Source organism: Pandoraea cepalis (assembly GCF_902459665.1).
Classification (GTDB): Bacteria; Pseudomonadota; Gammaproteobacteria; order Burkholderiales; family Burkholderiaceae; genus Pandoraea; species Pandoraea cepalis.
The window spans coordinates 69,894-87,499 of sequence record NZ_CABPSL010000005.1 but is presented as its reverse complement, the minus strand read 5'-3'; the positions used below and the strand labels follow the sequence as shown (position 1 = coordinate 87,499).

Genomic DNA, 17,606 nt, shown 5'->3' with positions numbered 1-17,606 from the left:
GCTCACCCACGCTCGCGTCGGCCTGCCGCGGCGGTCTCAATGTGACAGATCGCTCACCGAGGCCGCCGGGGCATCGCGTTTGACCTGCGTGATGCCGTCTTCCATCTGCTCGGCGCTCGAAAACATCTGGCTTTGACCGATGATCTCGCCATTGCGCGCCTTGAGCACGAAATACGGGCGGCCGGACGTCGACGTCTTGCGCTCGAAACGGTGGTCCTCGGCCGAATTCTTGCGAACGGACTCGATACCGTTCTGCGCAGAGGCCCGCGCCTTGTATGTCTCGGACGAAAGGATAATGTGCCCGCTGTCGGCCATCAGGTGAAAGTGGAATTCACCGTTGGGACTGCGCTTGAGTTCGAACTTGCCTGACATATGTGGATCTCCCGGATCTTCCAAAAGCCAGCGGCGAGGGACTGCGAACTGCAAGGGGACGACGGCGGCCAGCCGCGTCGCAGACGTTTGAAAAACGTCTGCAGGTACGTGTTCGGCGTGTTCGACGCGCCTACGCATCGAGCGTAATGCGCCTAGATTAGCACCGCCAGCGTCGCGGCGAAACCGCAGTCTGTTGCGAAGTGTCAACCACTTCGCTCTACGCCCCGCCGGACCGTCACCGCTCGCCCGTGGCCTAATGGCGCGCGTATTGCGTCGCGCCGAACAGTATCTCGCGGGCCTTGGCATCCTGAAGCGGCTTGCGCGCGTCGGCCAGCACCTTGATGCCGCGCTGCACGGCCGGACGGGCCTCGATGGCGTCGAACCAGCGCTGCACGTTGGGGAAGTCCGACATCACCACACCTTGATTCTTCCACGAGCGCAGCCACGGCCAGATCGCAATATCCGCAATGGTGTACATGTTGCCCGATACGTAGGGGTGATGACCGAGCTGCTTGTCGAGCACGCCGTACAGGCGCCGGGCCTCATTGGTGTAGCGCTTGATCGCGTAATCGATTTTCTCGGGCGCGTAGATCCGAAAATGGTGCGCCTGACCGAGCATCGGTCCCACGCCCCCCATCTGGAACATCAGCCATTCGAGCGTCTCGTACTTGCCGCGCACATCCTCGGGCAGGAAGCGCCCGGTCTTGCCGGCCAGATACAGCAGGATCGCTCCCGACTCGAACAGCGAGATTGGCTTGCCGTCCGGCCCGTCCTCGTCGACGATGGCCGGAATCTTGTTGTTCGGCGAGATGGCGAGGAAGGCGTCCTTGAACTGGTCGCCCGCCCCGATATCGACGGCATGTGCGTGGTAGGGCAACCCGCACTCTTCGAGCATGATGTGGACCTTGTGGCCGTTGGGCGTGGCCCAGGAGTAGAGCTGAATCAATTGTGGCTCCTTGTTGGGGTGTCGGTTGACGACGGGGCGCCGGGGGCGCTCGGCGCGCTCGCGTAGCGCGCCAGTTCCAGCTTGGCGATGGCGTTGCGATGGACTTCGTCGGGGCCGTCCGCGAAGCGCAACGTGCGCGCGCTCGCATACGCGTAGGCCAGCGGGAAGTCTCCCGAGAGCCCCGCCGCGCCATGCGCCTGCATCGCCCAGTCGAGCACCTGACACGCCATGGTCGGCGCCACGACCTTGATCATGGCGATCTCGGCCCGCGCCGCCTTGTTGCCGACCGTGTCCATCATATAGGCGGCCTTGAGCGTGAGCAGGCGCGCCTGTTCGATCAAACACCGGGCTTCGGCGATGCGCTCGCGCGTGACGCCCTGCGCCGCGATCGGCTTGCCGAACGCCACCCGCGAGAGCGTACGCTGGCACATCAGCGAAAGCGCACGCTCGGCCAGCCCGATGAGCCGCATGCAGTGGTGGATACGCCCCGGGCCGAGACGCCCCTGCGCGATCTCGAAGCCGCGTCCCTCGCCGAGCAGGAGACTGCTGGCCGGCACACGAACGTCATCGAGCACGATTTCCATATGGCCGTGTGGGGCGTCGTCGTAGCCGAAGACGGTGAGCGGGCGCACGCGCGTTACGCCCTTGGCGTCGGCCGGCACGAGAATCATCGACTGTTGGGCATGCTTCGGCGCGTCCGGATCGGTCTTGCCCATCACGATGTAGACGGCGCAACGTGGGTCGCCCGCGCCGGTCGACCACCACTTGCGGCCACTGATGACGTAGTCGTCGCCGTCGCGGCGAATGCGGCACTGGACGTTGGTGGCGTCGGACGACGCCACGTCCGGCTCCGTCATCAGAAAGGCCGAGCGGATCTCGCCGCGCAGCAGCGGTTCGAGCCATTGCGCCTTTTGCGCGTCGGTCGCGTAGCGCTCGAGCGTTTCCATGTTGCCCGTGTCGGGGGCGTTGCAATTGAAGACTTCCGGCGCCCACGGGACTTGTCCCATGATCTCGCACAGCGGTGCGTATTCGACGTTGGTCAGGCCCGCGCCGCGCCCCGAGTCGGGCAGGAACAGGTTCCACAGCCCGGCCTGCTGCGCGAGCGGCTTGAGGCGCTCGATGACCGGCGACGGCTGCCATGCGTCGCCTTGGCGCCGCGCCACCTCGATCGCTTCGAGATAGTGACGCTCGTTCGGGAAAATGTGCTCGTCGAAGAACGCGGTGAGGCGCTCGCGCAATGCCTCGACTTTCGGGCTGTAGGTGAAATTCATGAGGTCTGCGTTCCTTGACTGCCTGCGTGATCGAGATCCCGGGACCCGCACTGCGCGGGGGCTGTGCTGCGCTGCGCGTACATCCAGGCGAGTTCCGCCATCGGCCGCGCGCGCTGGCCGGCATCGAGCGCCTGCTGGCTGACGGCCGTGCCGTCGGCGACGCGCTTCATGATGCCTTGCAGAATTGCGGCGATACGGAACATGTTATACGCGAGATAGAAATACCACTGCGCGGGCCGGTCAATCCCCGTGCGCTCGCTGTAGCGGGCGACGTAGGCGTTTTCGTCCGGTATGCCGAGGGCGGCCCAATCGAGGCCGGCAATCCCGCGAAACACGCCGGGGGTGACGTGCCACGCCATGCAGTGATAACTGAAGTCGGCAAGCGGGTCGCCGAGCGTCGACAGTTCCCAGTCGAGCACGGCGAGTACGCGCGGCTCGCTCGGATGGAAGATCAGATTGTCGAGGCGGAAGTCGCCGTGCACGATGCTGGTGCGCTCGGGCACGCCAGACGGCAAATGCGCGGGCAGCCACTCGATGAGACGGTCCATCGCGTCGATCGTCTGCGTCGGTGAGGCGCGGTATTGCTGGCTCCACCGGGCGATCTGGCGCGCGATGTAGCCGCCAGGCTTGCCGTAGGACGCAAGGCCGATGGCCGCGTAGTCGACCCGGTGCAGGGCCGAGATGACGCGGTTCATCTCGTCGTAGATGGCGCCGCGCTCGGCCGGCGTCATGCCGGGCAGCGAGGGGTCCCACAACACGCGCCCCGGCACGAAGTCCATGACATAGAACGCCAGCCCGATCACGCTTTCGTCCACGCACAGTCCCCGCATGCGGGCGACGGGGACATCGGTGCCGGCGAGGGCATCCATCACACGATATTCGCGCTCGATGGCGTGGGCGGACGGGAGCAGTTTGGCGGCCGGTGCGGGCTTGGTACGCAGCACGTAGGCGGCGTTGGGGGTCGTCAGGCGATAAGTCGGATTGGATTGACCGCCGTTGAACTGCGTGATCGCCAGCGGCCCGGCAAAGCCGTCGACATGCGCGGCGAGCCAGCCTTCGAGCGCGGCGGTATCGAAGGGCGCGCGCGCGTCCAGTGCGCGTTCGCCGGCAAATGTGGAATAGTCTTGCGCGAGCTCCTCGGCCATGCTGTCTCCTGCATTCCCGGTGCTACGTTGTTCGTGACGATTTCGACCGTTTCGACTGCGTTGCTTTTTGCTTTTGGCTTGTTACTTATTGCGTGTGCGGACGCTTCACGTCGCGCGATGGCCCGACGCGCTTATCCTCGCGCTCGCGTGCGCACAAACGACGCGAAGATCTTTTCCATGACGGTCAGCCGGTTATCGCGATGCAGCAGTTGCGGCGGCGCAAAGTTCATCAGGCGCACGACCCAGTCTTCGGGCTTGTCGCCCACGTCGAGCGCGTTGATGCAGGCGGGGGTCTGAGCGAGCTGGCCCAGGAAGAGGCGTCCGAGCGGATGCATGGCATGCGAGAGAATCGCCCGATTCACGCCGCCGTGCAACACCAGTAGTACCGTATCCCACGAAGTATCGGCGCGCAGCTCCGCCAGCGGCGGCACCACGCGGTCGAGCAACTCGCGCACCGACTCGCCGTTCATGAAGCGGGTGCTTTCGGGCACGAGGCCGTCGAACGCGCCGAGAAACGCCTGCGCGATCTCGCCCGGCGGCAGGTCGGCAATGTTGCCGGCGCGAATTTCCCGCCAGCACGTCCACGTCTCGATGTCGATCTGTTGCCCGGTCTCGGCCAGCACGCGCTCGGCCGTCTCGCGGGTGCGCGGCAGGCCGCTCACGATCACGCGATCGAAGCGGATGTTCTCGGCGGCAAAGGCGCGTCCGGCGGCGCTGGCTTGCGAGCGCCCCAGCTCGTTGAGTGCGACGGCGTCGGCGTCGATAGGCTTGCCGCTGTCGTCGAAGTACGTGACATCGCCATGACGCATCAGATAGATGCGGCGGCGCTGTGGTGGCGTGAATACCAAGGGACCGGCGGCGGAGCCGGATTGGCCGAGTGAGTCGCGCATGCGGTAACTCTCCTGAGAGGGGCGCCGGCAGTCTAACGGGGCGCTGCGGCAAGGCATTGACCGACCGCGCGTGTCCAAAGTTCGTGCGCGGTCGGTCAAGCCATCAGGCGTATTTTGCCGGACGTTTCTCAAGGAAGGCACTGATTCCTTCCAGACCGTCAGCATGGTGAAGCGATGCGACGAAACTATCGCGCTCGGCGCCCAACTGCGAGGTGAGCGTCTCGCTGGCACCGCTTTCGATGAGCGACTTGATCCGGCCGACGGCGTTCGGCGAGAGCTGCGCGAGATCGGTCGCCCAGTTCAGCGCCTCGGCCCGGGCTTGTCCCGGCGCGACCACGCGGTTGACGAGACCGGCTGCAGCGAGGCGCGCCGCCGCGACCGGTTTGCCTTCGAGCAGGATCTCGGTGGCGAGCGGGCGGGGCAGGGCTTGCGAGAGGAACCACGAGCCGCCGCCATCGGGCGTGAGGCCGACCTTGACGTAGGCCATCACGAACTTGGCGTTGTCGGCCGCGACGAGCAGGTCGCACGCGAGCGCGAGCGAGAAGCCCGCCCCGGCGGCAGCGCCCTCGACGGCCGCGATGACCGGCTTCGGACACGCACGCAGCGCCTCGATCCATTCAGCGAGCGCGTCGATGCTTGCCGCCTGTACCGATGGGTCCTTCTGACGATTCTCCAGCAACCGGTTCAGGTTGCCGCCCGCGCAAAAGAAGTTGTCGGCGCCGGTGAGCACCACGGCGCGCACGGACGGGTCGCGCTCGGCCGTGGTCAGCGCTTCGACCCCGGCGGCGTACATGTCGGGGTGCAGCGCATTGCGCGCCCCCGGGTTCGACAGCGTCAGCACCAGCGTGTGGTCAACGCGTTCGGCAAGCAGTTCGGCGCTCATGGGGCGAGTCTCCAGATCACTGTTCTTCGGTCAGCAGCGACACGCCCAGTTGCGCGCGGCGCGTGAGCCACGGCGACGGACGATAGCGCTGATCGCCATAGAACGATTGCAGATTGCGCAGCACGGTGAGCAGTTGGCGAGCGCCGACGGCATCGCCGAGTGCGAGCGGCCCTTTGGCGTAGCCCAGGCCCAGCGTCACGGCGCGATCGATGTCGCCGGGTGCTGCGATGCGTTGCTGCGCGATGTCGGCGCCGATGTTCACGATGGTGGCGATCACGCGCTGGGCGACAAAGCCCGCCGAGTCGCGAATCACCGTCACGGGTGTGCCGCCGTGCGCAAACAGGGCGTGTGCGGCGTTGCGTGCTTCGGGCGTCGTGATCGGCGTGGTCATCAGCGTGTGGCGCTTCGCGCCGGCGAGCGGCAGCAGCGTGTCGACGGCCACCGTGCGCGCCGCGTCGAGTCCCTGTTCGACGGCGCAGGTCGTGGCGTCGAGGCCGAGCGGCGTGACAACGATCAGCGCCGTTGCTGACGGCTTGTCGCCGCTTTCGAGGGTCACGCCCGTCGCGCCGAGCAGTTCGACCACGGCCGCGAAGCCGCGCGTATCGGCCCGGCTCACCCAGACGCTGGCGGGCAGGGTGTCGGGCGCCGGGGCTTCAGGCGGCACTTGCTGTTTGCCGTCGACATAGCGATAGAAGCCTTCGCCGACCTTGCGGCCCAGCAGGCCGCCCGCGAAGCGTACGGCCGTGATCGGCGACGGACGGAAGCGGGCTTCTTCGTAGAACTGGTGGTAGATCGATTCCATCACCGGGTGCGAGACGTCGAGTGCCGTGAGATCGAGCAGTTCGAACGTGCCAAGACGAAAGCCCGCCTGCTCGCGCAGGATACGGTCGATGTCAGCAAAGCTCGCCACACCTTCACTCGCCACGCGCAGGCCTTCGGTGTTCATCCCGCGCCCGGCGTGGTTGACGATGAAGCCCGGCATGTCCTTGCAGCGCACGGCCGTGTGCCCCATGCGCTGACCCAGCGCGAGCAACGCATCGCCGACCTCGGGGGCGGTACGCAGGCCGTCGATCACCTCCACCACCTTCATGAGCGGTACCGGGTTGAAGAAGTGGTAGCCGGCCACGCGCTCCGGACGTTCGCACGCGGCGGCGATCGCCGTGATCGATAGCGACGACGTGTTCGACGCGAGAATCGCGTCTGCCGCAACGATGCCCTCCAGCGAGCGGAACAGATCGCGCTTGATGTCGAGTTTTTCGATAATGGCTTCGACCACGAGCTGGCAATCGGCCAGATCCTCAAGGACGCCGCATGCCTGCAGACGGCCCATCGTCGCCTCGACACTCGACGCTTCGATCTTGCCCTTCGCGGCGAGCTTGTCCAGCGTGTCGCGCAGGGTGCCCAGTGCGGCTTGCACGGCGCTGGCGTTGGTGTCGTAAAGTTTCACGCGCAGGCCAGCCTGCGCGGCGATCTGGGCGATGCCACGGCCCATGGCACCGGCGCCGACGATGCCCAGCACGTCGATAGTCTTGCCGGGGGAGTTCGCGCAGGCCTGGGAGGAGGATGCAGTCATTCGGAGTGTCTCGAAATGGGGGTCGATGGTCGTCGATCGGAGTCGCGCGGTGGGCGCGCCCGGCGCTGGCACGGAGGGGATGCAACATTCTATCGTCCGACCGGTCGGTCTGGAAATGAATTTCCTGATGACTCGCCGAGCAATGCAAACCGGTGCCCATCACGCGTTGGCGCTATTGTCGCCGATCTTGCGGCGGCTGCCAGCGCTTGTTCCGCTGGGCGGTCGGCCGGGGACGTAGTCCATCGGACCGTTCGTGGACCTGCCGTTGGGCCGGGAGGCAGATTTCGGGACATCTTCCCGTGTGCGCGTCTCACGACCGATCGTGCGATGCCGTTACACTGCGGGTGGCCGCCAGTCGCGTCGGTTGCACGCATCGCCAAGGTTGACCCCGTGGCGCTCGCTGCATGACGCAGTGAGCGTGTGGATCGACAACGATGCTGCAACCGTCACACCACCGTCGCACCACCGTCGCGCGATCGGCCGACAACGACGCGCTACCGCTCCATCGGCGGCAGCGCACCAGGGACGCATCATGACACTGCGCACGCACCGCTGCCTCGACGACAACCGAGGCGCTAGCCGTGACGCATCGGAGACATCATGTTGAAGCTGTACGGTTTTCCCATCAGCAACTATTACAACAAGGTCAAGGTAGTACTGTATGAGAAGGGCTTGGCATTCGAGGAGTCGGAGTCGATTCCCTGCCAGGATGAGTCGCTGCTGCAATGCTCGCCGCTCGGCAAGGTGCCGTATCTGGAGACGGAACAAGGGTTCCTGTCCGAGTCACAGGTGATCTGCGATTTCCTCGAAGCGACGCATCCGTCGCCCGCGCTTTTCTCGAAAGACCCGTGGCGGCAGGCGAAGGAGCGCGAACTGCTCACGATGGTGGAGTTGCACCTGGAGCTGGTTGTGCGCGACATCTACGGGCAGGCGTTTTTTGGCGCGACGGCCTCGGATGGCACGCGTCAACGCACCGAGAAGCTGCTGCGCCGGAACATCGTGGCGTTCAAGCGGCTGGCAAAGTTTGCGCCTTACCTTGCCGGCGATACCTTCTCGATGGCCGACGTCGCCGCGGGCATCCATCTGCCGATCCTGGGGATGGCCACACAAGCCGTGTATGGGGAGGATTTCCTGCAAGCGGCCGGCATCGACTGGAAGGCGTATGGCAAGGGGCTCGCCGAACGCGAATCGTTCCAGCGCATGCGCGCTGAGCAGAAGGCGTACCAGCAGGCCCAGCAGGCAAAGAAGGCGGGGTAATTCCGCCGAGCCTGCCACCGCCGCGCATCACGCGCCGAGGCAAAAACGAAAGGGCCGCGATTGGAAAAAGATCGCGGCCCTTTTGCGTCTTGCTGAAGCGGTTCGCGTCAGATCTTTGCGAGTCGTGCCAGCGCCTCGCGCAGCGTGTCGTCCCGCTTGGCGAAGCAGAAGCGCACCACACCGGATTCATGCGGCTCATGATAGAACGCCGAGACGGGAATGGCCGCCACGCCGATCTCGCCGGTCAGCCACAGCGCGAAGTCGGCTTCGCTCATGTCGCTGATCGCGCTGTAATCCACGCACTGGAAGTAAGTGCCTTCACACGGCAGCAACTTGAAGCGCGTGCCCGCAAGCCCCTCGCGGAACAGGTCGCGCTTCTTCTGGTAGAAGCCTGCGAGTTCGAGGTACGGGGCGGGATCGCGCATGTAGTCGGCCAGACCGACCTGCATTGGCGTGTTGACCGTGAACACGTTGAACTGATGCACCTTGCGGAATTCGGCCGAGAGTGACGCCGGCGCCGCCACGAATCCGACCTTCCAGCCCGTCACGTGATATGTCTTGCCGAAGCTCGACACGATGAAGCTGCGGCGCGCGAGTTCGGGATGGCGCGCCACACTCTCGTGCCGCTTGCCGTCGTACACCATGTGTTCGTAGACCTCGTCGGAGATCAGGAGGATGTCGGTGCCGGCCACGATCTCGGCGAGCTTCGCGAGATCCTGCTCGTGCCACACGGTGCCGCTGGGATTGTGCGGCGTGTTGAACAGGATGAGACGCGTGCGCCGCGTGATCGCCGCCGCCAGCTTGTCGAACGGAATGCGGAACTCGGGCGCGTCGAGCGTGATGAACACAGGCTTGCCACCGGCCAGCTCGATCGAGGGGACGTAACTGTCATACGTCGGCTCGAACACGATCACCTCGTCGCCCGGATGCACGCACGCGAGAATGGCCGTGAGCAGGGCCTGCGTGGCACCGGCCGTCACCGTGATTTCCGTGTTCCAGTCGTAAGTCTGCCCGTAAAGCCGGCCGATCTTGTCGGCGATCGCCTGGCGCAATGCCGGCACGCCGGCCATCGGCGGGTACTGGTTATGGCCGTCGCGCATTGCGCGCGAGACGGCATCGACGATCTTCGGATCGCACGCGAAATCGGGGAAGCCCTGCCCGAGGTTCACCGCCTGCTTCTCGGCGGCGAGCGCCGACATCACGGTGAAAATGGTGGTGCCGACGTTCGGCAGACGTGACGCAAGCGGCGGGGCGACCAACGCCTGAGCGGCGGGCGCGACAGATGCGGTGTGGGGCGCGTTCATGTAGGCAGTGGACGATGCAGTGATCAGGCCGCCATTCTACCGCCGCTGCGCCCGGCCTGCGGGCGATGCCGGAGGTTGGGTTGCGTTTTCGGACATGCCGCGGCCATGCGTCCGTCGATTCCGATCGGACTTTCGGACATTACCCGTTCGCGTTGAGCAGCGACGCGAACGCGCTCGCCGTCACGATGCGAAAGCCGAACTGGCGCGCTACCCGGCTGCGCAGCTTAAGCACCGCTTTGTCCTTGCTGACGAGCCAGTGTGCATGACCGTCTCGTGCGGCCTCGAGGAATTTCTGATCGTCGCGGTCGCGGCACAATGGCAGCGGGGCGCCCGGCGCGGCGTCTTCCGGCACGACGATGCGATGCGTGTTGGCGTCGACCCAGGCGAGCGCGGCGTCGTTGTCGATTTCGCGCGACGCGAATTGCGGGTAAGTAAGCACCACGGCGAGTTCGTCACGACAGCGCGACGCCATGAGCGCCGTGAGGCGACGCTCGACGAGGGCATCGCGGACCGGACGCACAATGGGGTCGTCGAAGACGAGCAAGTCGATCCAGACATTGGTGTCGAGCACCACGCGCGGTGGTGTGGCGAGCGTATCGAGATGGTCGGCGAAGGCCCGTTCGGCGGGCGTGGCAACAGCGTTCTGAAGCATTGGATAGAATGTCGGTTTCTCGTTTTCGCAGGGACGCTGCACCCGATATGATAATTGTTCTCTCGCCGGCCAAATCACTCGACTACGAAACGCCGCCGCACGTGAGCACGCACACCGTGCCACAGTTCGTCGACGACGCGGCCGAACTGATCGACGGTCTGCGCGAACTGAGTCCGGCACAGGTGGGCTCGCTCATGAGCATTTCCGATCAACTTGCCGCGCTCAACGTTACCCGCTACGCCGACTGGAACGCCCGCTTCGACACGAGCAATGCGAAGCAGGCCGTGCTTGCCTTCAACGGCGACGTCTACGAGGGCCTCGCGGCCCGCACCCTGAGCGCCACGCAGCTCGACTTCGCCCAGAAACATCTGCGCATTCTGTCCGGCCTGTACGGCGTGCTGCGCCCGCTCGATCTGCTGCAGCCCTATCGTCTGGAGATGGGCACGCGCTTTGCCAATAAGCGCGGGCGTGATCTGTACGCGTTCTGGGGCGAGCGTGTGACGCAGACGATCAACGCGTCGCTCGCGGAGCACGCCGAGACGCGTCGCGTGCTCGTGAACCTGGCGTCCGAAGAGTATTTCAAGGTCATCAAGCGCCGTCTGGTGGCCGCGCCGGTGATCACGCCGGTGTTCGAGGACTGGAAGAGCGGCAAGTACAAGATCATCAGCTTCTATGCCAAGCGCGCGCGCGGTCTGATGGCGCGTTACGCCATCGAGCGCGGCGTGACCGACGTGCAGCAGCTCAAGGCCTTCGACAGCGAAGGCTACGCGTTCGACGACACGGTCTCGAACGACGCGCTCTGGGTCTTCCGCCGTCGCGTGGCCTGACGTTCGTGAGCCTTCGACCCTGGGCAAGTGCCCGGGGTTTTTGATTTCCGCCAGCGAGACAAGTCATGACTGTCCAGATCAGCAGCAAGTTCGATAGCGGCGCCATCGAGGTGGTGAGTGCCGAGCGTGCCGACGACATTCACGTCCGCATTGCCCGGGACGGTGCCGCAGAATTTGCGCAGTGGTTCCATTTCCGTGTGCAGGGGGTGGGCGGTACGCCGTGCCGGATCGTGTTCGATAACGCGGGGCAAACGTCGTATCCGCGCGGCTGGGAGAACTACCGCGCGGTGGCGTCGTACGATCGCGTGAGCTGGTTTCGCGTGCCGACCTCGTACGACGCGAAGGTCATGACGGTGTCGTTCACGCCGGCGCACGACAGCGTGTATCTCGCGTATTTCGAGCCGTATGCCGAGGAGCGTCACCTGGCACTGCTCGGCACGGCACAGAACTCGCAGAGGGTGAGTTCGCGCTCGTTGGGGCAGACCGTCGACGGGCGGGATATGACCTTGCTCACCGTGGGCGAACCGCGCGCGGGCAAGCGCAATCTCTGGGTGATCGCGCGTCAGCATCCCGGCGAAACGATGGCGGAGTGGTTCGTGGAAGGACTGTTGCGCCGCCTGCTCGGGGCGGGCGACTGGGCGGGCGATCCGCTCGCCACGGCGGTGCTCGACGAAGCGGTGCTGCATATCGTGCCGAACATGAATCCGGACGGCTCGGCGCGCGGCCATCTGCGTACCAATGCGGTGGGCGCGAATCTCAATCGCGAGTGGCTGGCGCCGGACCCGATGCGCAGCCCCGAGGTGTATCACGTGCGCGCAGCCATCGAGACGCTCGGCTGCGACATGTTCTTCGATATTCACGGCGACGAGGCGCTGCCCTACGTATTCCTGGCGGGCAACGACGGCGTGGAGTGGGCGACTGACGAGACACTCGCGCGCGAGAAGGCGTTCGGCGAGCGCCTGAAGGCGGCGAGCCTCGATTTCCAGGACAAGTTCGGCTATCCGCCGGGCAAACACGGGCCGGACTCGCTCAAGCTCGCGTCGAAGTGGGTCGCCCATCGCTTCGGCTGCCTGTCGCTCACGCTCGAAATGCCGTTCAAGGACAACGCGAACCGTCCCGATCCGCACGTCGGGTGGAGCGGCGCGCGAAGCGCCGCGTTGGGCGCGTCGATGCTTGCCGCGATCTGGGCACAGATGCAGGCCGATAACGCGTGAGAGGGGACGGACGGTCAGCGCGAGCGCTGGCCGTCACCCGGCGCTCAGTGCGATTTCTTTTTCGTCGCGGTCTTCTTGGTGCTGCTCGACTTTGCCGACGACTTCCCGCGCGACGCCTTGGACGAGGTACCATGCCTGCCCGATTTCGCGGCCGCGTGCTTCACCTTGCCGTGTGTGCTGCCGCGTTTGGCGCGCTTCACCGGCTGTTCGACCTGTGATAGCGGCGACGTATAGTTGAAGCCCATCATGCGACCGTCGGCGTAGCCGCAGCGAATATGGATGTTGTCCGTTTGACCGCTGGTGCGCTTGCCGATGCCGTCGAGTTCGACCATCTGCGTGACGTCCACACGTTGCTTGTGGTCGTCAAACGGCCCTGACCACGGCAAGACCTTGGCGTGCTCCGAATCGAGCGCGTTGTCGGCATACTCGACGCTCTCATATCCAGGCAGTGTGGCAACGACGAAACTCGCGTGCGCGGCGCAATCGGCCACCAGCGGATCGGCGTGACGCGTGTTGACGAACTGCTCGACCAGCGCGCGATGTTGTTCGAGGGTGAAGGCCTGTGCCGGGGCCGCAACGGCGCACAGGCAGAGCGGGACAGCGACGGACACGACGGATGCGATGGGTGCTGCCTGTGCGGCTGCGACGACCTGTCGCGCGGCGCGCATCACGACGCCGGCGGCGCGTTGAAAAAATCGATTCGACATTGCTTGAAGTATTCTCGGGGGCGCTAAGGCATTGCAGAGCAATGCGGGCATGCGACGACCCATCGTAGGCGTCTTCGGCACGCGCCGCTCGCGAAGAGGCTTGACCGCATTATGATAGACAACGGCAAAGCGGCTCCCATCTTAACCGAAAAAAAGTCGCCGACGCCCGCCGGGCAAGTCCTCAGACGTAACAGGACTGACCGCGAAAGTTACAGAGCGCTACAATGCGGGCCTGACCGACGCGTCGCCGCGCAGAAAACCTCGTGCATGCGGCAGGCACGCCTTTCGTTCGCCCCGCGTTTCTTCATTTCAGCATGTTCGCAAATTCACGCACCGTGGCCAGTGCTCAAACCGGCCCGCACGACAGACTGGCGGCGCTCGTCAGTCGTCATCGCGACGCGGTCTTTCGCAAGCCGCTCGCCGCCTACAGCGCGGGGGCGTTCGAGGCCGCCATCGTCGCGTGGCGCAGCGCCGGCGCCGCACCGCTGATCATCGATGCGGGATGCGGTGTCGGCGAAAGCACGTTGCGCCTGGCCACGCAGTTTCCCGATCACTTCGTCATTGGCATCGATCAATCGGAGAGCCGCATCGTGCGCGGCAAGGATTGGTGGGGCGGTGCGTGGCCCGAGAACTTCGTGTGGGTGCGGGCCGATCTGGTCGACTTCTGGCGGCAACTGTTCGAGGCCGACATTCGCCCGGCACGTCATTACCTTCTCTATCCGAACCCGTGGCCGAAGATCGGCCAACTCGCCCGACGCTGGCATGCTCACGCGGTGTTCCCCACGGTGGTGGCGCTCGGCGGCGTGCTGGAGTGCCGCAGCAACTGGGATCTCTACATCGAGGAAATGGCGTTGGCCGTCGAGTGGCTCTGCGGTGTGCGTCCGGTCGTCGAGGTCTGGACGCCTGAGGGGGGCGTCATCCCGATGACGCCGTTCGAGCGCAAGTATCTTGCATCGGGACATGGGCTGCATCGATGTGTCGTGACGTTGCCGTCGTCGTTGCCATCGCCATCGCCATCGCCATTGCCATCGCCATTGCCATTGCCATCGGCACCGGGTGATTAGGCGGAGCACGCCGAACGCGTCGCCCAAATAAAATGGCCGTGCGCTGATCAGGCACGGCCATTGTCTTGCTGTCGTCTCGCGTCGCTTCGACGCGCGGCCGATCAGTGGAAATGCGGACGGCTCGGTTCGGCGTCCTCCGGCATTTCCGCATGCACGATTTCGCCCACCGGATCCGGATACAACGGCACGCCGCAATCGTCGCAATACTCCGGATCGAAGCGCCCCGGGTGCTTGCGAATCTCGGTCACACCGCAGGCCTTGAGCAGATCGGCGACTTCCTCGAGCGCGCCGCCTTCGATCTCGCCATTCTCGCGACCGTACAGCGGCCACACGACCCCATAGATGACGTCGTTGCTGCCCCGCTGCGTGAAGCCGATGCGGTACTCGTCAATGTTCTGCTCGCCGAAGCCCGCCACCACGGCGCGCAGCTCGGCCGGCGTGAGGGTGAGCACGTCTTCGAGATAGCGCAGCGCCGTGCGGATCGTGTGGGGCCGGATGCGCTCGTCGGCTTCGCGGCAGCTCGCGTAATAGGCGTCGGGCAGCAGGCACTCGATTTCGCAGCCAGGCAGCAGCGCATTGAGGTTAGGGCCGCCCTGCGTCGACCATGCCTCCTGGCATTGACCGCGTTCGGCGTGGCGCGCCCCTTCTTCCTGCCAACGGAACATCGGCGCGCCCTTGGGTACGCTGACGGCCGCCAGCAGGAAGCGCGGGTCGGCGAGAATCGGGGCCGTTTCCGGCAGGTCGCTGCCGGGTTGCTTGACTTCGGTGTTCTCGACCGCCGCGCGTACCAATTGCTGCGTGACCTTCCACGACTCGCAGTGCGTGCGCGGCAGTTGGTCGATGCTGTAGAGATACGGCGAAATGGTCACGCGCGCCGGTTCGGCCAGCACGTGAGCGTGCAGGTGCGCGCGAACGGGCATGAGCGCGTCGGCTTTCACCGGCCCCGAGGGAATCGCGTAACGGGTCCAGGCGAGGATGGGGATGGCGACGAGCAGACCGTCCCACACCTGACCTTCGGCTTCCGGTTCGGCGGATTCGCTTTGCGACTCGATCAGATCGGCGAGCGCGCCATAGGCCTCGCTGTGGTTGGCCTGGAGATGGTCAAGGGCGGCGTCGATGGCCGGTTGGTTACCGGTGCGCAGCACGCGCGTGAGCAACGTGTCGAGCTGGGCTTCCCAGAAGCGGTCTTCGATACGGCTGCCGGAGGCAGCGAGCGCGAGCGCGTGGCCGACCAGCTTTTCAGCGTCGGGGGTCAGTCGTTTGGCGGTGCGTGAGCGCATAGTCGTGCAAAGCAGAAATACATGGACTCACGATTGTACGGCATGCGTGAACGCGATTGATGGGACGCGCGCACCGATTGTATCGTGCCGGCCCTGAAAATGACGACATGGCGCGGCCTTGCCGCCCCGGGGCCGTCAGAAATCGAACGCGAGATTGGCGGGTGCCGAGAGTCGGGTTCGACGCGTGGCCGCCAGCGTGGCACCTGTCACCGGGGCGAGCGCGGCCCCTTCCAGCGAGAGCAAGGCGAGCTTGCGCTCGACGCCGCTGGCGTAGCCGGTGAGGGTGCCGTCTGCGCCGATCACGCGGTGGCAGGGCACGATGATCGCGATCGGATTTCGACCGTTCGCGGCACCGACCGCGCGCGACTTGTTGAGGTCGCCCAACGCGTGCGCGAGGTCGCCGTAGCTGCGTGTCTCGCCGAACGGAATGCGTTGCAGTTCGGCCCAGACGCCTTGCTGAAACGGCGTGCCCTGCGCCGCCAGCGCCAGATCGAAGGTGCGTCGTCCTTCGTGAAAATACTCGTCGAGCTGGCGCTTCGCGTCACGCAGGACCGCGACGTCGGCGCCATCGCGGCGCGTATCACCCGCTGGCGGAAAATACTTTTGATGCGAGAAATACACGCCGGTGAGGGCGTCGCCGTTGGCGACGAGCAGCATGTCGCCCAGCGGGCTGTCGTAATACGTTTCGTAGTGGGTCATGCGCACACCTCCTGCAACGTCTCGACCGGCTGGCCCGCCGGTCCCTGTGCTGCCGCGCGCCAGACGTGCAGCGCGGCATACGCCCGCCATGGCGCCCATTGTGCCGCCCGCGCGGCGACGGCGCGCCCATCGGCCGCGCCGAGCGCCTGACGCAGCACCAGATCGTCGACCGGCATGGCATCGGGAGAGCCGAGCGCGCGCATTGCGATGTACTGCGCCGTCCAGGGGCCAATGCCCTTGATCGCGAGCAGAGCCGCCATTGTGGCGTCCAGGGGCGCGAGGGGATCCAGCCGCAAGCGGCCATCGACGATCACCTGCGCCACCCCGTGAATGGCGGCGATGCGACTCCGAATGATACCGGCTTCGCCGAGGGCGTCGGGGCGCACGGCGAGGAGTTGCGCGGCGCTCGGGAACGTGTGCGTCAGACCGTGCGCTGGGGTGGGCAGGGGCGTGCCGAAGCGTTGCGCGAGCCGGCCGAGCAGGCGTCGGGCGCCTTTGACGGTGATCTGCTGGCCGACGATGGCGCGCACGGCGATCTCGAAACCATCGACCGCCCCCGGGACGCGCAGGCCGGGCGTCGCCGCGGCGAGTGGGCCGAGGTGAGCGTCGATTACGTCCGGGCGCGCGCCGAGATCGAACAAATGTCGAAGCTTGGCCAGCACCTGCGGCACGCTGCCGGCCAGCGTGGGCGGCAATGTCACCTGAAGCGCATGGCGATCCGGTAGCGGGGTGACGCGACACCAGCCCGTGGCCGTCTGCCCGTCCTGGCGTTCGAGGCTCAGCGTGCGGGTATAGACGTCGCCCTCGCGCCGCTCGACGCCTTCGATGGCACGGTTGCCGAGAAAATCGAGCAGGGCGTGCCAGGCAAAGGGCGGTCGATAAGCGAGCTGGAACACGAGATCGCTGTCGGGAAGGGCATCGTGGCGCGCGTTCAGGCGGAGCCGGCCGGGGGCGAAGCCGTAGCGGGTCTTGAAGAGACCGTTGAAGCGTCGAACGCTGCCGAAGCCGGCGGCGAGGGCGACCTCCGTGACGGGCATGACCGTATCGGTGAGCAGACGCTTGGCCAGCAGAAGTCGTTGCGTCTGCGCGTATTCGACTGGGGAGACGCCGAATTCGTCCGCAAAGATGCGGCGCAGATGGCGTTCCGTGATGCCGATTCGGGCTGCCAGGGCGGGGAGGCCGGCGTGATTGAGGAAGCCTTCGTCGATCATGGCGGCTGCGGCGTCGGCGAGTTCGCGGGTGGCGTCGAAACGGGCGAGGCCAGGTGCGAGTTCGGGACGGCATTTCAGGCACGGACGAAAGCCAGCCTTCTCTGCAGCGGCGGCGCTGCCATGGAACGAGCAATTTTCAAAGCGGGGCGTGCGCACGTTGCACACCGGCCGGCAGTAGATGCCGGTCGACGACACGCCGACGAAGAACCAACCGTCGAAGCGCCGGTCGCGAGCGCTGACGGCCTTGTAGCAGACTTCGGGATCGAGGGGCATGGACATGGGGCGGCGTGGGTCCGGCGGCAAGAGGGCAG

General features: G+C 65.7%; 17 protein-coding genes. 4 read left to right on the top strand and 13 right to left on the bottom strand.

Annotated features, from left to right (window positions below; translation table 11 throughout):
* Positions 1-36: 36 nt before the first annotated feature.
* From PCE31106_RS08865 to PCE31106_RS08835, 7 genes are all read right to left on the bottom strand, one after another.
* A complete protein-coding gene (locus PCE31106_RS08865; RefSeq protein ID WP_017233030.1) occupies positions 37-372 on the bottom strand; it encodes a YegP family protein in 336 nt (111 codons plus the stop codon).
* Between the two features lie 253 nt (positions 373-625).
* Complete coding sequence (locus tag PCE31106_RS08860) at positions 626-1,318, bottom strand: glutathione S-transferase C-terminal domain-containing protein (protein WP_017233032.1); 693 nt, start codon at positions 1,316-1,318, stop codon at positions 626-628.
* Positions 1,315-2,589 carry an acyl-CoA dehydrogenase family protein gene (locus PCE31106_RS08855; RefSeq protein WP_150563045.1) on the bottom strand — a complete coding sequence of 425 codons (1,275 nt, stop codon included), beginning with the start codon at positions 2,587-2,589 and terminating at the stop codon, positions 1,315-1,317. The genes PCE31106_RS08860 and PCE31106_RS08855 overlap by 4 nt, the downstream gene beginning before the upstream one ends.
* Positions 2,586-3,734, bottom strand: coding sequence for a phosphotransferase (locus tag PCE31106_RS08850; protein WP_150563044.1), 1,149 nt, complete (start codon positions 3,732-3,734; stop codon positions 2,586-2,588). The genes PCE31106_RS08855 and PCE31106_RS08850 overlap by 4 nt, the downstream gene beginning before the upstream one ends.
* A 131-nt stretch (positions 3,735-3,865) precedes the next feature.
* Entirely contained in the window at positions 3,866-4,624 is a 759-nt protein-coding gene (locus PCE31106_RS08845) for a histidine phosphatase family protein (RefSeq protein WP_150563043.1), read from the bottom strand.
* A gap of 103 nt (positions 4,625-4,727) precedes the next feature.
* Positions 4,728-5,507, bottom strand: coding sequence for an oxepin-CoA hydrolase, alternative type (locus tag PCE31106_RS08840; protein WP_017233036.1), 780 nt, complete (start codon positions 5,505-5,507; stop codon positions 4,728-4,730).
* 16 nt (positions 5,508-5,523) lie between these two features.
* Positions 5,524-7,080, bottom strand: coding sequence for a 3-hydroxyacyl-CoA dehydrogenase (locus PCE31106_RS08835; RefSeq protein ID WP_150563042.1), 1,557 nt, complete (start codon positions 7,078-7,080; stop codon positions 5,524-5,526).
* 600 nt (positions 7,081-7,680) lie between these two features.
* On the opposite strand from PCE31106_RS08835, the gene PCE31106_RS08830 reads away from it, so the two are divergent.
* Positions 7,681-8,337, top strand: a complete 657-nt coding sequence (locus PCE31106_RS08830) for a glutathione S-transferase family protein (RefSeq protein ID WP_130025602.1) — start codon at positions 7,681-7,683, stop codon at positions 8,335-8,337.
* A gap of 107 nt (positions 8,338-8,444) precedes the next feature.
* Here the strand turns inward: PCE31106_RS08830 and PCE31106_RS08825 are convergent, their stop codons facing one another.
* Together PCE31106_RS08825 and PCE31106_RS08820 are read right to left on the bottom strand one after the other, a co-directional pair.
* A complete protein-coding gene (locus PCE31106_RS08825; RefSeq protein WP_254440959.1) occupies positions 8,445-9,641 on the bottom strand; it encodes a pyridoxal phosphate-dependent aminotransferase in 1,197 nt (398 codons plus the stop codon).
* A gap of 139 nt (positions 9,642-9,780) precedes the next feature.
* On the bottom strand, positions 9,781-10,293 hold the full coding sequence (locus PCE31106_RS08820; protein WP_017233040.1) for a putative toxin-antitoxin system toxin component, PIN family: 513 nt from the start codon (positions 10,291-10,293) through the stop codon (positions 9,781-9,783).
* 47 nt (positions 10,294-10,340) lie between these two features.
* On the opposite strand from PCE31106_RS08820, the gene yaaA reads away from it, so the two are divergent.
* Both yaaA and PCE31106_RS08810 read left to right on the top strand, forming a co-directional pair.
* Positions 10,341-11,120 (top strand): peroxide stress protein YaaA, encoded by a 780-nt coding sequence (gene yaaA / locus PCE31106_RS08815; RefSeq protein WP_017233041.1) that lies wholly within the window; start codon positions 10,341-10,343, stop codon positions 11,118-11,120.
* Between the two features lie 65 nt (positions 11,121-11,185).
* The gene (locus tag PCE31106_RS08810; protein ID WP_150563041.1) at positions 11,186-12,334 is read left to right on the top strand and encodes a M14 family metallopeptidase; all 1,149 of its coding nucleotides are present in this window, start codon (positions 11,186-11,188) and stop codon (positions 12,332-12,334) included.
* 44 nt (positions 12,335-12,378) lie between these two features.
* On the opposite strand, the gene PCE31106_RS08805 is transcribed toward PCE31106_RS08810, so the two are convergent.
* Positions 12,379-13,041 carry a BspC domain-containing protein gene (locus tag PCE31106_RS08805; RefSeq protein ID WP_150563040.1) on the bottom strand — a complete coding sequence of 221 codons (663 nt, stop codon included), beginning with the start codon at positions 13,039-13,041 and terminating at the stop codon, positions 12,379-12,381.
* 314 nt (positions 13,042-13,355) lie between these two features.
* Between PCE31106_RS08805 and trmB the strand changes: the two genes are divergently transcribed.
* Positions 13,356-14,105, top strand: a complete 750-nt coding sequence (trmB, locus tag PCE31106_RS08800) for a tRNA (guanine(46)-N(7))-methyltransferase TrmB (RefSeq protein WP_150563039.1) — start codon at positions 13,356-13,358, stop codon at positions 14,103-14,105.
* A 101-nt stretch (positions 14,106-14,206) separates the two neighbouring features.
* Here the strand turns inward: trmB and PCE31106_RS08795 are convergent, their stop codons facing one another.
* The 3 genes from PCE31106_RS08795 to PCE31106_RS08785 all read right to left on the bottom strand — a co-directional run bounded on the left by PCE31106_RS08795 (position 14,207) and on the right by PCE31106_RS08785 (position 17,568).
* Positions 14,207-15,385 carry a DUF2863 family protein gene (locus PCE31106_RS08795; protein WP_017233045.1) on the bottom strand — a complete coding sequence of 393 codons (1,179 nt, stop codon included), beginning with the start codon at positions 15,383-15,385 and terminating at the stop codon, positions 14,207-14,209.
* 135 nt (positions 15,386-15,520) lie between these two features.
* Entirely contained in the window at positions 15,521-16,084 is a 564-nt protein-coding gene (locus PCE31106_RS08790; protein WP_017233046.1) for a methylated-DNA--[protein]-cysteine S-methyltransferase, read from the bottom strand.
* Positions 16,081-17,568 (bottom strand): DNA-3-methyladenine glycosylase 2, encoded by a 1,488-nt coding sequence (locus tag PCE31106_RS08785; RefSeq protein ID WP_150563118.1) that lies wholly within the window; start codon positions 17,566-17,568, stop codon positions 16,081-16,083. Before PCE31106_RS08785 ends, PCE31106_RS08790 begins: the two co-directional genes overlap by 4 nt.
* Positions 17,569-17,606 lie beyond the last annotated feature (38 nt).

Excerpts from the sequence above, each read along its gene's own strand:
- PCE31106_RS08830 (WP_130025602.1), top strand. The coding sequence starts at position 7,681 with ATGTTGAAGCTGTACGGTTTTCCCATCAGCAACTATTACAACAAGGTC.
- PCE31106_RS08845 (WP_150563043.1), bottom strand. The coding sequence starts at position 4,624 with ATGCGCGACTCACTCGGCCAATCCGGCTCCGCCGCCGGTCCCTTGGTA.
- PCE31106_RS08840 (WP_017233036.1), bottom strand. The coding sequence starts at position 5,507 with ATGAGCGCCGAACTGCTTGCCGAACGCGTTGACCACACGCTGGTGCTG.
- PCE31106_RS08805 (WP_150563040.1), bottom strand. The coding sequence starts at position 13,041 with ATGTCGAATCGATTTTTTCAACGCGCCGCCGGCGTCGTGATGCGCGCC.
- PCE31106_RS08865 (WP_017233030.1), bottom strand. The coding sequence starts at position 372 with ATGTCAGGCAAGTTCGAACTCAAGCGCAGTCCCAACGGTGAATTCCAC.
- PCE31106_RS08850 (WP_150563044.1), bottom strand. The coding sequence starts at position 3,734 with ATGGCCGAGGAGCTCGCGCAAGACTATTCCACATTTGCCGGCGAACGC.
- PCE31106_RS08790 (WP_017233046.1), bottom strand. The coding sequence starts at position 16,084 with ATGACCCACTACGAAACGTATTACGACAGCCCGCTGGGCGACATGCTG.
- yaaA (WP_017233041.1), top strand. The coding sequence starts at position 10,341 with ATGATAATTGTTCTCTCGCCGGCCAAATCACTCGACTACGAAACGCCG.
- PCE31106_RS08820 (WP_017233040.1), bottom strand. The coding sequence starts at position 10,293 with ATGCTTCAGAACGCTGTTGCCACGCCCGCCGAACGGGCCTTCGCCGAC.
- PCE31106_RS08825 (WP_254440959.1), bottom strand. The coding sequence starts at position 9,641 with ATGAACGCGCCCCACACCGCATCTGTCGCGCCCGCCGCTCAGGCGTTG.
- PCE31106_RS08785 (WP_150563118.1), bottom strand. The coding sequence starts at position 17,568 with ATGCCCCTCGATCCCGAAGTCTGCTACAAGGCCGTCAGCGCTCGCGAC.
- PCE31106_RS08810 (WP_150563041.1), top strand. The coding sequence starts at position 11,186 with ATGACTGTCCAGATCAGCAGCAAGTTCGATAGCGGCGCCATCGAGGTG.
- trmB (WP_150563039.1), top strand. The coding sequence starts at position 13,356 with ATGTTCGCAAATTCACGCACCGTGGCCAGTGCTCAAACCGGCCCGCAC.
- PCE31106_RS08795 (WP_017233045.1), bottom strand. The coding sequence starts at position 15,385 with ATGCGCTCACGCACCGCCAAACGACTGACCCCCGACGCTGAAAAGCTG.
- PCE31106_RS08835 (WP_150563042.1), bottom strand. The coding sequence starts at position 7,080 with ATGACTGCATCCTCCTCCCAGGCCTGCGCGAACTCCCCCGGCAAGACT.
- PCE31106_RS08855 (WP_150563045.1), bottom strand. The coding sequence starts at position 2,589 with ATGAATTTCACCTACAGCCCGAAAGTCGAGGCATTGCGCGAGCGCCTC.